Origin of the sequence: uncultured Paenibacillus sp. (genome assembly GCF_963515335.1) — a bacterium.
Classification (GTDB): Bacteria; Bacillota; Bacilli; order Paenibacillales; family Paenibacillaceae; genus Paenibacillus_I.
In genome coordinates this window covers 1-12,693 of the sequence record NZ_CAUPYC010000023.1, presented here as the reverse complement: position 1 = coordinate 12,693, position 12,693 = coordinate 1, and the positions used below count along the sequence as shown (strand labels likewise).

Annotated in this window: 10 protein-coding genes; 1 reads left to right on the top strand and 9 read right to left on the bottom strand. The window is 51.9% G+C overall.

Features of this window, described 5'->3' with window-relative positions:
* Positions 1–63 precede the first annotated feature (63 nt).
* From RWM61_RS09595 to RWM61_RS09570, 6 genes are all read right to left on the bottom strand, one after another.
* Positions 64–888: a carbohydrate ABC transporter permease gene (locus tag RWM61_RS09595; RefSeq protein ID WP_314000008.1), complete on the bottom strand. Its 825-nt coding sequence runs from the start codon at positions 886–888 to the stop codon at positions 64–66.
* Positions 888–1,700 (bottom strand): sugar ABC transporter permease, encoded by an 813-nt coding sequence (locus RWM61_RS09590; RefSeq protein WP_314000086.1) that lies wholly within the window; start codon positions 1,698–1,700, stop codon positions 888–890. The genes RWM61_RS09595 and RWM61_RS09590 overlap by 1 nt, the downstream gene beginning before the upstream one ends.
* 160 nt (positions 1,701–1,860) lie before the next feature.
* Positions 1,861–3,168, bottom strand: coding sequence for an extracellular solute-binding protein (locus RWM61_RS09585; RefSeq protein ID WP_314000005.1), 1,308 nt, complete (start codon positions 3,166–3,168; stop codon positions 1,861–1,863).
* Between the two features lie 182 nt (positions 3,169–3,350).
* The gene (locus RWM61_RS09580; RefSeq protein WP_314000084.1) at positions 3,351–5,123 is read right to left on the bottom strand and encodes a sensor histidine kinase; all 1,773 of its coding nucleotides are present in this window, start codon (positions 5,121–5,123) and stop codon (positions 3,351–3,353) included.
* Between the two features lie 14 nt (positions 5,124–5,137).
* Complete coding sequence (locus RWM61_RS09575) at positions 5,138–6,727, bottom strand: response regulator transcription factor (protein WP_314000002.1); 1,590 nt, start codon at positions 6,725–6,727, stop codon at positions 5,138–5,140.
* 157 nt (positions 6,728–6,884) lie between these two features.
* On the bottom strand, positions 6,885–8,288 hold the full coding sequence (locus RWM61_RS09570; protein ID WP_314000000.1) for an NAD-dependent malic enzyme: 1,404 nt from the start codon (positions 8,286–8,288) through the stop codon (positions 6,885–6,887).
* A gap of 158 nt (positions 8,289–8,446) precedes the next feature.
* Between RWM61_RS09570 and RWM61_RS09565 the strand changes: the two genes are divergently transcribed.
* Positions 8,447–8,785, top strand: a complete 339-nt coding sequence (locus RWM61_RS09565) for a 2Fe-2S iron-sulfur cluster-binding protein (protein WP_313999997.1) — start codon at positions 8,447–8,449, stop codon at positions 8,783–8,785.
* 164 nt (positions 8,786–8,949) lie between these two features.
* Here the strand turns inward: RWM61_RS09565 and RWM61_RS09560 are convergent, their stop codons facing one another.
* The 3 genes from RWM61_RS09560 to RWM61_RS09550 are packed head-to-tail and all read right to left on the bottom strand — an operon-like array spanning position 8,950 to position 12,315.
* Positions 8,950–10,392 (bottom strand): GMC oxidoreductase, encoded by a 1,443-nt coding sequence (locus RWM61_RS09560; protein WP_313999994.1) that lies wholly within the window; start codon positions 10,390–10,392, stop codon positions 8,950–8,952.
* Between the two features lie 6 nt (positions 10,393–10,398).
* Positions 10,399–11,853 carry a GMC family oxidoreductase gene (locus RWM61_RS09555; RefSeq protein ID WP_313999992.1) on the bottom strand — a complete coding sequence of 485 codons (1,455 nt, stop codon included), beginning with the start codon at positions 11,851–11,853 and terminating at the stop codon, positions 10,399–10,401.
* A 57-nt stretch (positions 11,854–11,910) separates the two neighbouring features.
* Positions 11,911–12,315, bottom strand: a complete 405-nt coding sequence (locus tag RWM61_RS09550; protein ID WP_313999990.1) for a sugar phosphate isomerase/epimerase — start codon at positions 12,313–12,315, stop codon at positions 11,911–11,913.
* Positions 12,316–12,693: the final 378 nt, after the last annotated feature.

Sequence of the window (12,693 nt, the reverse complement as noted above, 5' to 3'; positions counted from 1 at the left end):
CCATTTAAGGCTTGGAGTAGTCAATATGGTCACGCTCCCTGTTTATATCAGCATAAAGTTTTATTATTTTACCGATCCCATCATCCCGGCCACGAAATGCTTCTGCATGATGAAGAAGATGAGCGCCGTCGGCAGCGTTGCGATCACGATGGCCGTCATAATAACGCCATAATCCGGGGTGTAGCCCGCGCCGAGGTTGGAGATGAGCAGGGGGATCGTCTGATTCTCCGGCGACTGCAGCACGACGAGCGGCCACAGGTAATTGTTCCAGCTTGCCATGAAGGTGATAATCGCGGCGGCCGCGTAAGTCGTTTTCATGGTCGGCACATAAATGCGGAAGAAGACGCCGAGCTCGCTCAAGCCGTCGATGCGGCCCGCTTCCAGCATATCCTTCGGGAACATTTGGGTGCTCTGCCGGAAGAAAAAGATCAGAAACGCCGACACCATCGACGGCAGCACCACGGACGACAAGGTATCGATGCCGATGAGAGGCATGGTCTGCGAAATCGAACCGAACATCCGGAACAACGGCACCATCAGTGCGGCGAACGGAATCATCATCGACAGCAGCAGAATATTGAATACGATATCCTTGGCCCGGCTTCTGAATATTTCAAAGCCGTAGCCTGCGAGCGATCCGATCAGCAGTGCGAGGATCGTAGTCGAAACGGATATTTGGGCAGAGTTTATCAATGCCGGCACAAGTTCGACGGTATCAAGCAATTTCGTAAAGTTTGCGCCCAGGTTGTTTCCCGGCAGCAGCTGGCCCTTGGTCACGTCAACCGATTTGTTTGTAGCGCTCACGATCATCCACAGGAACGGAAACACCGACGCCAGGGAGACGATGGTCAGAACGATATACGTAAGCGTGCGTTTCACTTTATGCATTATTTTCTGTCACCTGCCACTCTGAACTGAATGATGGAGAAGATGACGATCATAATCACGATCGCGTACGAAACGGTCGCGGCATAACCGAAGTCAGGCGTGTATTTGAATGAGAGATTGTAAATGTATTGGGAAATGGACATCGTCGCATTGCCCGGTCCGCCTCTCGTAATATTCATCACTTCATCAAACAGCTGGAGCGTACCGATCGTCGATGTGATGGACGTAAACAGAATAATCGGCTTCAGAATCGGAACGGTAATCTTGTAAAATTGCTGGAAAGCGTTGGCGCCGTCGATTCTGGCCGCTTCATAGATCGAATTGTCAATGTTCTGCAGCGCGGAAAGGTAAAAAATCATGTTGTAGCCCGTCCAGCGCCAAGTGATCGCAATGATGATGGTGATTTTCGCCCAGAACGGATCCGTGAGCCATTGGATCGGCGCGGAAATAATCGAAAGCTTGAGCAGCATCAGATTGATCAGACCGGCCTGGCCGAATAGATATTTGAAAATAACCGAATACGCGACGAGCGAGGTAACGGCAGGGAGGAATATGGCGGTACGGAATAAGCCTTTGCATTTCAGCTTCGGGTCATTGAGCAAAACCGACACGAACAGCGCCAGCACAATCATGATCGGTACCTGCACAAGCAAATAAATAACGGTGTTTCTCACGGAAGCCAGGAATGTCGGATCCTTGAACAGCCGGATGTAATTATCGAAGCCGACGAATTTGAGGTTCGTGCCGGCACCGGACTGAAAAGACATCATAAGCGCTTGAATCATCGGATAAAAATAAAACAGCGCAATCATGGCGACGGCCAATATAATGAAGGACCAGCCCAGGACGGCCGTTTTTGCTCCGATGCTTCTGTTTGATTTCGCTGCTATCACTTCAAGTCACCCCTAACGTAGGCTTGAAAATAAGAGCCTTGGGAGGAGAGATCCCAAGGCATCCGGTCGGCTTGGCGCTTTACTTCAGTTGTGCTTCCGCCTGTGCCTGCGCATCGGCGAGAACCTGATCGATCGGCTTGCCGCCGAGGTAGTTCTGCATTTCCACAATCAGGATGTCTTCGATTGCATACGTGTGCAGGCCGTAGTTGACTTGCGGGATTTGCTCCGTCATAGCCGCGAATTCGGCGATAATCTTCTGGCCTGAGAAGAATTCGTCGGCAACTTGATAAGTGTCGCTGCCGGCTGCCGGCTTGAATGTTCCGATCGCCCCGATTTCCTTGATGAACATCTCATATACATCAACGCTGGAGCCGAAGGTCTTTGCCAGGAAGTCGGCTGCCTTCTCTTTGCCTGGAACGTTCAGGACATACCAGGAGCTTCCGCCCAGATTGGACGCGTTAACGGAGTTTGCTGCGCCCGGCAGCTTAGGCTGGCCGACCATCGCCCATTTTCCGGATTGGGAAGCTTCCTGCTTAATGGACGGCGTGATCCAGTTCCCTGTAGGTACGGAAGCAACTTGATCGCCGTTAAAGCCGGCCAAGAATTGGCTCCAGTCGGATACCGGGTTAACGATGCCTGCGTCAAGCAGCTTCTTGTACGTTTCGAAGGCGATCTTCAGTTCTGCGTTGCCGGCCAGGTTAGGCGTCAGGCCGTCCTCTTTGAGGTACCAGGAGCCTGCGGATTGAATCATCGTCCGGATGATGCCGAGATCGTTAGGATCCAGGGAAAGCATGTTTTTACCGGTGGCTTCTTTTACCTTCTTGCCGATTTCGATATATTGATCCCAATCGATGCCTTTCAGATCGTCCACCGTGTAGCCGGCTTGCTGCAGATAATCCGTTCTTACATACAACCCGGTTACGCCGGTATCGAACGGAACGCCGTAGTTTTTACCGTCCATGCTCGTTGCCGCAATCTTGTACTCTGCGAAATCCTCCGGCTTGAAGGTGCCGGTCAGCTCATAGAAAGCATCCGGATAAGCCTGCAGGAAGCTTTGTGCCCGGTAGTCTTCGATGAGCACAATGTTCGGAAGTCCTTTCGTTGTGCCGGAGCTCAGGCCCGTGTTCAGCTTCTGAACGATGTCCGCTTGCGCGTTCTCGACGATATTCAATTTGAAATCGGGAAACTCTTTGTTGTAGGCTTCTTGCGCGATGTTCAGCGCTTTAATATTGAAAACCGGGTCCCACGCCCATACGGTTATTTCATTCGTTTCCGCCGTCTGTCCTCCGCCGGCGCCATTGTTTGCGGTTTCACTATTGTCCGAGCCTGAGGAACATGCACTGAGGATCAGGATGCTGACCAACAATAAAGCGATTACTTTTTTCATTGCTTCCGCCCCTTATCTGAGTAGTTTGCAGATTGTAAGCGCTGTCCCGCTTACACTTCTAGGATAGCATCCGCAATGTATCGGCCGTTAGGACGATCTTTTACTGAATTTGTGATATTATCACATGTTGTACACGCTTTCATTGAGCGTGTTTGTATTATTTTTAGAAACATGTACATTTTTTATTCCGCAACAAGCGGCAGTACGATCCGGACCTTGGTGCCTTCGCCCCGTTCGCTTGAAATCGACACGCCATAAGCTTCGCCGTAAATCAGCTTAATCCGCTCATTTACATTGCGCACCCCGATGCCTGTGAACAGCTGCCGTTTGTTTTTGACATTGGGAAGCGCACTGTCAACCGTCACCTCCATACCGTCGCCGTTATCCACGACTTCGCAGATCAGCAATTCGCCTTCCCGCCACACCATTACATGGATAGATCCCTCGGGCTTGCGGTTGAACGCATGAAAGAAGGAATTCTCTATAAAAGGCTGAAGAATCAGTCGCGGAATGTGGTATTGCAGGCAGTCCGGCGCTGCGAAATAGCTCACCTTAATCCGGTCTCCGTATCTTTTCTGATTGATGAAGACATAATTTCTCAAATTCACAAGCTCCTGCCCGATCGTGATCGTCTCGCTCACATGGCCGATTGCGTTCTGAAGCAGCGAGATGAGCGCGTTGATGGTGGCAGCCGCTTCTTCCTTGCTCCCCTGCTGCACCAGGAATTTGATCGAGGCAAGCGTATTGTACAGAAAATGCGGGTTGATCTGCTGCTGCAGCGCTTCAAGCTCCGCGTTGCGGATTTGCTTCTGGGACTGTACGAGCTTCTCCACATAATCATGCAGCTCATCAAGCATCGCATTGAATGCGTGCCCGATTTGTCTCGTCTCGTAGCTGCCGCCGACTTTCACATAGTGGCTGAAATCGAATTTGGACGCGCTGCCGATTTGACGGACCAGCATCGATAACGATCGGGTCAGCCGCCGGGAAATCAGAAATACGATCAGAAGCGCCGCCATGACCACCGCGGCAACAATCAGGACAATCGCTTTACGGTCGATGAAATGGCCGATTGCGGTCTGCTTGTCGATGAGATTAACCAAATACATATCGAACGGCGCAAGATATTCGGACAGTACGATAAGTTCCTTGCCCATGACCTTTGCGGTGCGATAATCCGCGGATGTCCGTTCCATCTCTGCCGCATAGCCCAGCAGTTCCGTGGCTTTGTCGCCGATTAAATCGGTTCTGTTGCTGGACACAATAACGCCCGATCTGTCCATGACGAGTATATCGTTACCCGGGCTGGTGTAGTTGGCATAGAAGCTTTTCCATTCACTTTCGGGTATCGCGAAATACATCGTTCCGTAGCTTTTTCCGGTCATTCGTTCCATCAGGGCTTTGGAGGCGACAATCGTCGGTTCGGCGCCGACCGCCTTTGCCTGCCCGGAGTAATCATATTGGTAGAACAGCCTTGTCGGCTTTAACCGCGTATCGCGGGTAATCGGGTGATTCCGCAGCTCCTCGTCATTAATCGGCCAATACGTGCGGTCCGTGGAATAGCCGATGCCGTTGATGCCCATCACATAGACTCCCGCCTCATAGGCTTCCAGACTGGAGCTGACGCGCTTCATTTGTTGACTAAGATTATAATAAGCCCGCAGCAGCTTAACCGGGTCGGTGTACTCCTCCGATAAAATCCGCTTGATCGTGCCGCTCTGCGCGACATTGTTCGAGGCGATCACGACGGACTGATGATAGGACTCGAAGCTTTCCTTGATCTGCGTCAGCACTTTGAAGTTGGTAATGCTGAACGTTTCGATAAAAAAGCGTTCCGACATGCGGATGGTGGTCCAGGTGATAATAACGGTAACCGCAATGATGCTTACGACCGTGACGAGGAACATTTTCACCAGAAGGCCGCTTTGCTTGAATCTGCCCGAGAAAAATCGCATATCCATCCCATTTCTTATCGCGAAAGTTGTTTGCGTCGGTACTGGCTTGGCGACAAACCCGTGATCTTTTTGAACACCTTGCAGAAATAACTGTGATCCGAATAACCGACCATGCCGCCGATTTCGGAGATGTAGGCATTGTCCTTGACGAGCAGCTCCGAGGCTTTGGCAATCCTGACACTGTTCAAATATTCAATGAAGCCTTCCTTGTTGTGCGCGGCAAAATAGCTGGAAAGATAAGACGGGTTAAAATGAAAATGTTTCGCCACCTCGGTCAAGGTCAGCGGCTCCGCATAATGCTGGTCGATATAGTCAAGGAGCTTTCTCATATTCGGGTTTCCCGTCTGGCTATTCCCGGACGCGATGCATTGTTCCGCTTCCTTGATAAAGCGGTTCAGATGGCCCGCCGCTTGTCGGGCATGCCGGGCTTGATCGATGGCTTTGAAGTAGGCGTATTTCGCGTCATCCAAATCCTTGGTGTCATAATTCATGTTGCCGAGCAGGACGGTTACATTAAAGATGATGTTGCTGAGAAAGGATTTGAACGTGAATGCATCATTCGTATAACATCCGGACAACACCGCCACATGCTCCTGCAGATAACCGAAGGCCGCTTCGAAGCGTTCCCTCTTGATTTCCGCCGTGAATTTCTCCAGATTGAAGCTCTCGCATTTCGGCTCCGGTATCGGAAGCTCACGCGGTATAACGAGCCGTCGGTCGGGAAAGTAGAAGCGATACCGCAGCAGCAGCTTCCTGCTCTCTTTGTAGACCGCGCCCAGCTTCGAAAACTCGCCGAACGGCTCGCTCAGGGCGAAGGCGGCCTCCGGCGCGCAATCGGCGATGTCTCTCGCAGCGGAGATCAAGTTATCCGGATTTGCCTCCTCAAAGTTCAGGACAATGACAAGCGAATGCCCGCCGGCCGGGAACGCATGGCACACCACGCGGCCCGCCCGCTCGTGAAAGGACCTTTCCAGCTTGTCCTCTAGACGATGCGATTCGGTCCCCTCTTCTGCTGCCGGATTGTCAAAATCCGCGGCAAGCAGGCAAAAACGCTTGTATGGAAAGGTCTGTGTCACCGTTTCCGTATCATAAACGGTCTCGAAGCCGTTCACCAATCTGTCGATCATTTGCGAAAGCGAAGGCTCCGAACCGTTTGCTTGCTCCGTAAACTGCAGAGACGGAATGCGGCCTGCGGCGGACTTCAGTGTGTCAAGCAGTCCCTGCGCCTCCAACTTGGGCTTTAAAATATAATCGGCCACTCCGCTCTGAAAGGTAGACCTGACATAATCGAATTCTCCGAAGCTGCTTAGGACGATCACTTCAATATCCGGGTATCGGGCCTTGACGGTTCTTGTCAATTGCTCACCGTCCATGATCGGCATTACGATATCGGTAATGATAATGTGCGGGCGGAGAGTTTCGATCGACTCAAGCGCTTCCTGCCCGTTCGAGGCTTCGCCGACGATCTCGAACCCTTCCCGCTCCCAATTCAGATAGTGCTTGATTCCCTGTCTGATCAAGATCTCATCATCTACAATAAGCACTCTGCAAAGTTCTCCGGCGGTCAAGACGATCCCCCCAAAATCATAACTTCGGCCATGCATATTACGAAAGAGCTCTTGTCTATTATATCCGTATCGACAAACAAGGCGCCACTTCAGCACAAAGTAAAAAGAACAGCCGTCGCGGGCAGAATGTCCGCCAGCTGTTCTCGCAGTTCGAAAAACATGTAACCGCCGATCGCTTGAACCAGCGGCCGGCTCACCGGAATTCGGGCGGTGTCCGCCTGGCGACACCGGTCAGAATGGCCGCTTCGATGACGGCATGGCGCACCTTCGCCACGACGTGTTCGTTGAAAATGCTCGGGATGATGTACTGCTCGTTCAACTCGGACGCCGACACGACGGATGCGATCGCGCGCGCCGCGGCCAGCTTCATCGGCTCGTTGATCGCCCGGGCCCGGCAATCCAGCGCCCCCCGAAACAGGCCCGGGAATACAAGAACATTGTTGATCTGGTTCGGATAGTCGCTCCTTCCCGTCGCGAGAACACGCACAAGCGGAAGAGCTTCCTCCGGAGCGATCTCGGGCTGCGGATTGGCCATGGCGAACACGATCCGCTCCGGCGCCATGCGCCGCACGTCTTCCGCGCTCAGGACGCCGCCTCGCGAAACGCCGATAAAAACATCCGCCCCGGCAATCACATCCCGCAAGGCGCCGGGCGCATCCTCCACCTGCGGCTGCTCGGCAAGCCATCTCCACATCGGATAAGGATAGCCGCCGCCCCGGACGATAGCGCCCTCCCGGTCGACGGGAACAAGCCGCCGGACACCGGCCGCCAGCAGCATTTTGCAGATGGACACGCCCGCCGCGCCGATGCCGTTCACGACGACCCGGACATCGCCGACCTTTTTGCCGGTCACCTTCAACGCGTTCAGGAGCCCTGCGATCACGACAATCGCGGTTCCGTGCTGGTCGTCGTGAAAAACGGGAATATCCAGCTCCTCAACCAGCCTGGACTCGATCTCGAAGCACCGCGGCGAGCTGATATCCTCCAGATTGATGCCGCCAAAGATCGGGCTGATCGCCTTGATCGTGCGGATGATTTCCTCCGTATCCTTCGTGTCCAGACACACCGGGAACGCGTCGACGCCGGCAAGCTGCTTGAACAGCATCGCCTTGCCCTCCATGACCGGAGCCGCCGCGTAAGGACCGATGTCGCCGAGTCCGAGCACGGCCGTTCCGTCGGTCACCACCGCCACCGTATTGCGTTTGATCGTCAGCGAGTAAGCTTTGTCGACGCTTTCATGAATCGCCATGGAAACACGGGCCACGCCGGGCGTATACACCCTGGACAAGTCGTCCCGGTTGCGGACCGGCATATTCGGCTGCACTGAAATTTTGCCCCCCAGATGCGCCAAGAACGTGCGGTCGGACACGTTGACGACCGTAATGCCGTCCATCCGCTTCAAACAATCGACAACATGCGTCTCCTCGTGATCGACAACATGAATCGTAATGTCGCGCACGGAAATGTCCGGGCCGGGCCGGATGACGTCGATCGAAGTAATGTCGCCGCCGGCTTTGCTGACCGCCGATGCGACATCGCCGAAACTGACCAGACGGTGATTCAATTCCAGACGCAGAATGATGCTGTTATAAGCCATGCGGCATTGCCCCTTCCGAAAGTGGAGATCAGGTTCGATGCATGAACGGTGAATCGAAACCTATCTCGTCTATCATCATACCAAATCTATTGCGTTTGGTATACCATAAACCAAAATAATATGGTACACTGGGCGTATACCCAAGGGAGGGAATCCGAATGCCGATCATTACATTCCAGACCTCTGGCAAATCCATCGAGGTCCCACAAGACGCGAATCTGTTGCGGACGTCCATTCGTCACGAAGGCTCCGTCCCCTTCAAATGCGGAGGCGGACTTTGCGGCACCTGCAAGGTGCGAATCGTCGACGGGAACGGCAACCTGAGCAGGATTATGAAGAAGGAAGTGGACCGGCTCGGCCAGGAAAAGCTCGATCAAGGCTTCCGGCTCGCCTGTCAAACGTTCGTTACAGGGGACGTTACGATCGCATGGGGAGAACAGGACATCGAAAGGTTGAATAAAATCGCGCAGCGGCGCATCAATGCGGCGATTCAATGATGAACCGGCGGCAGGGGCGCAAGCCCGGCCGTCCCTTTTTTTGCCGGTGAGGCATGTTGGCTTCCACTGATGATTCATCCCTCGCTTTGTTTCGGAGAACCCGGTCAAACACGCCCTTCATTTGCTCTGCTGCCACTTTGTTCTGCTCGACGGCAAGCATGAGATCAACGAGATGATTGAGATTTGCTAACGATATAATCTGCTGTCCGAATCGCTAAAGCAACGGTTGTAAGTGTCGGATTCGTTCCGAGGGAAGGCAAGACACTGTTATCGGCTACATATAGGCCGGACACACCGTGAATTTGACCATACCTGTCGGCAGCAGAGGTGGCGGGATCATCACCTATGCGGCAGCTTCCCGCTTCATGGTTATCATCCCCCGGGGGGCGTAGAAAGATTTCCGGTTGACCGTCTACTGAAACCAAGATTGCTCCTATAGCCGAAAAAGCCTTTCTCATGGCCGACGTCATTTCCCGGAGCACATTCAGATCTTGTTGAGTATAGGAGTAATTTACTTGTATCACCGGCAGGCCATATTCATCAATCCGGTACGGATCCAATATGATTCTGTTTTCAGCCCGTGGTTCTACCAGACCGTAACCGTTTATGCCGATCGCGACCTCTTCAGTTGAAGGTCGCCCTCTTCTATACATCTCCAGCTGATACGGACGATCCGCCGTCTCCGGCACCAAAATGTCAAGCGGCCCTAAATCCTCTGGAAAACCCTTCCGCTTGACGATTGCAGTACCTCTTATTGCAGAATGATCGATTAAATAACGGCCGATGGCGGTACCTCTGATACCCGAGTGAAGCAACAGACGCGGGGTTTCAAAAGTGCTTGCCGACAGCACAACGTTTTTTGCCCGGAGGACATATGATGTTTTGTCCGGGGACATCACCTTTACACCATTCGCTTTCCCGTGTTCTGCGAGCACCTGTACGGCGCGGGCGTTTACAGCCAAGTCGAATGGCTTTATGTTCATAGCTTCGGCGAGAAAATGGATGGAACTGAAATATGCGTTGGAATGAACCTCTCCGTATTTCGTTGGTTTCATGTCGACCGCCATCGGGAAATGGGTCGCTTCAGGAAAACCGTTTGCCCGTAGCAGATTAAGAAAGATTTCAGTGAGAGCCCCATTGTGGATAAAAGGCTTCGTTACTTTCATGACCTCTTCAGCGATGTTGTAGTACTTCTCCATCTCTTTGAAAGGAACGGGATATCTTGCAAGCACGTGCAGTGGCATGCGTGGAGTAACCGCCGCCCATTGTATCGTCCTCCCCCCTAGAGCAAAGATTTGTTTTGCGCCGGAAAATTCGGGGAGCGTCTTGCCAATGTATCTTGTTGCAAACGGATTTGCGACAAATTTCTCCGCTCGTCCGCCGGACAATATAGCAAGATTCCATGCATGTGCGGGCAGTAAAAGATTTCCGGCCTCAATCATGCCGATTCGCATGCCATTATTCCGCCACCGGTCGCACAATCTCCATAGGACCGCCCCCCCTCCCGCTCCGCTGCCGACAATGAGCACATCATATTCCATTCCAAGCATTTGCGTAAGCGAGGCGGGCGGAAAAATCCGATCCGCGAAAACTTCGTATGTAACCATATCCGATCACTCCTGACGAATGATATAATCTGCCGTTCGAATGGCGAGGGCAGCGGTCGTCAGTGCCACGTTTGCCGTGCCGACAGAAGGCAACACGCTGTTGTCGGCGATGTAAAGGCCGGATACGCCATGAATTTGACCATATCTGTCGGTTGCAGAAGTGGCGGGATCGCCGCCCATGCGGCACGTTCCCGAATCATGGTGCAAATCCCCTGGAGGCATCAGGTAAATCGCCGATTGGCCAACCCTTGGAATCAAAGTGATTCCAAGAGCGGAGGATAGATGATTCACAGCTGCCATTGCCTGAAGTATAACAGCTTGATCCGTATCACTATAGGAAAAATGGACTCGGATCTCCGGCACACCGTACTCATCTTTTCTATTGGAATCCAGAGTGATCATGTTCTCAAAGCGGGATTCAACCCTGCCGTAAGCAAGGAAAAGAATCTCCAATTCCTCCATCAGCCGTTTTTCTTGGTAAGTTTGGTACCAGTCATAGGAGTCAGGTCCTCTTAGCTGTATTTGGTAGTGCCTTTCCGCCGTTCCCGGCATTAAAATTCCTAATGTCCCCAATACCTCAGGGAACTCCGCGCGGCTTATTCTCCCGGTGGCTCTGATTGAGGAATGGTTTGTAAGATAATGGCCGATCGCTCTTCCGTGAATACCTGAATGCAGAAGCAGTCGGGGGGTTTCGAATGTACTTGCCGACAAAACCACGTTTTTCGCTTTAAGATTATAAATTTTTCGGTCCGGGGACATGACTTGTACACCAGTCACTTTCCCTTTGTCAACCAGCACTTGGACGACACGGGCCCTAACCGCCAAATCGAAAGGCCTACGATTTAAAGCTTGAGCAAGGAAACCCATGGAGCTGAAAAAAACATCAGAATCCGGTTCCGCATAGATCCTCGGTTGAAGATCGACCGCCATTGGAACCGCCATTGCCTCCGGAAAACCAATCCGGTGCAGGCGACCCAGCAAAATTTCTGTCAAAGAAGACCCCTGGGTATAGTTGTGAGTAACGTTCATAGCCTCTTCTGCGATATAATAATAAGCATCCATCTCCTCGAGTGAAACGGGCCAACCGGCAATCTCGGACAAACTCATGCGGGGACTGATCATATTCCAAAATAAAGTTCTTCCTCCCAATGCAAACAACTGTCTTCCTCCGGCATATGCCGGAAAAGATCCGGGTAAAGGTTTGGATACATCATAAAAAAATCTGTCTAAACGTTCATTGTCCATCATGGGGAGATTGCGCGCCTGCGCAGGGAGTATAGGCCCCCCCCTTTCAATGACGCCGATTCGTTTACCGCTGTTTTTCCACTGTTCGCATAACCTCCAGAGAACGGCTCCTCCTCCCATACCGGTTCCCGCGATGAGGACATCATATTCGGTCTCAGCCATATTTTCCAATGAAGTCAGGGGAATCCAGTGTGTTAAATAGTCCGTTGGGATCACCCGACATCACCGACCCTTATTCTCACTACTGTGACATCCCCTTTCGCTTCATTGGCGTTATTTCCAGCTGATTCCCGCTTCCCTCAACAGCCTCTTCAAAGCTTTTGCGGCGATTATGAAGAAATCCGGATCTGCTATACCCGGTCTGCCTTTCGGTTCAATCGATATAACCCCTGAATAATTTTTCTCTTTTAATGCAGCGAGTAACTTTCTTATTTCACCGTCTCCATCGCCGGGCGGAACCACTTCCCCTGTATTAACCCTCGCATCTTTCATATGAATATAAGAAATGTAATCTTTTACAAGAGGATATGCATCCGTCATCGGAAGAACTTGGGCACGTATGAAATTCGCGGGATCGAACGCTAAGCGCAGATGGGGCGAGTTGATCGTGCCGAGTATATCGCGGGCGCGATCCCCGGTATCCACATAAAAAGGGGGGTTAACAACATGCTCTCCCATGTGCAGCGCGTCGAGCTGGGCATGATGGAGCCCTTTCTTGGATTGTGCCGTTCACACAGTTGAGTATAGTGAAAGCGCATTCATCATACCATGTATGCTTTTGTGATAAATTTGTCCTGAAATATTCATAGCCGTGTAATTCGAGTGGATGAACTGGATAAATAAAGAAAATATCCTCACTTTTCACATATTATCGACCACCATCACCATTGATCCATTGTCTACTCTTTAAGCCGATACGAAATATATGGTCGTTATTACTTAAAATGGATGTTGAGAGTTGGAGCTATCCTATCTTGGCATTTGGCTTTTTTTCATTTTCCCATGACCTATGCACTTCGTGGTAATCCTAGGTAGATTTCTGGTTTAGGCGTAGCC

Coding starts and splice junctions, on each gene's coding strand:
- RWM61_RS09595 (WP_314000008.1), bottom strand. CDS start 888: ATGCATAAAGTGAAACGCACGCTTACGTATATCGTTCTGACCATCGTC.
- RWM61_RS09590 (WP_314000086.1), bottom strand. CDS start 1,700: ATGATTGCGCTGTTTTATTTTTATCCGATGATTCAAGCGCTTATGATG.
- RWM61_RS09585 (WP_314000005.1), bottom strand. CDS start 3,168: ATGAAAAAAGTAATCGCTTTATTGTTGGTCAGCATCCTGATCCTCAGT.
- RWM61_RS09580 (WP_314000084.1), bottom strand. CDS start 5,123: ATGCGATTTTTCTCGGGCAGATTCAAGCAAAGCGGCCTTCTGGTGAAA.
- RWM61_RS09575 (WP_314000002.1), bottom strand. CDS start 6,727: ATGCATGGCCGAAGTTATGATTTTGGGGGGATCGTCTTGACCGCCGGA.
- RWM61_RS09570 (WP_314000000.1), bottom strand. CDS start 8,288: ATGGCTTATAACAGCATCATTCTGCGTCTGGAATTGAATCACCGTCTG.
- RWM61_RS09565 (WP_313999997.1), top strand. CDS start 8,447: ATGCCGATCATTACATTCCAGACCTCTGGCAAATCCATCGAGGTCCCA.
- RWM61_RS09560 (WP_313999994.1), bottom strand. CDS start 10,392: ATGGTTACATACGAAGTTTTCGCGGATCGGATTTTTCCGCCCGCCTCG.
- RWM61_RS09550 (WP_313999990.1), bottom strand. CDS start 12,315: ATGGGAGAGCATGTTGTTAACCCCCCTTTTTATGTGGATACCGGGGAT.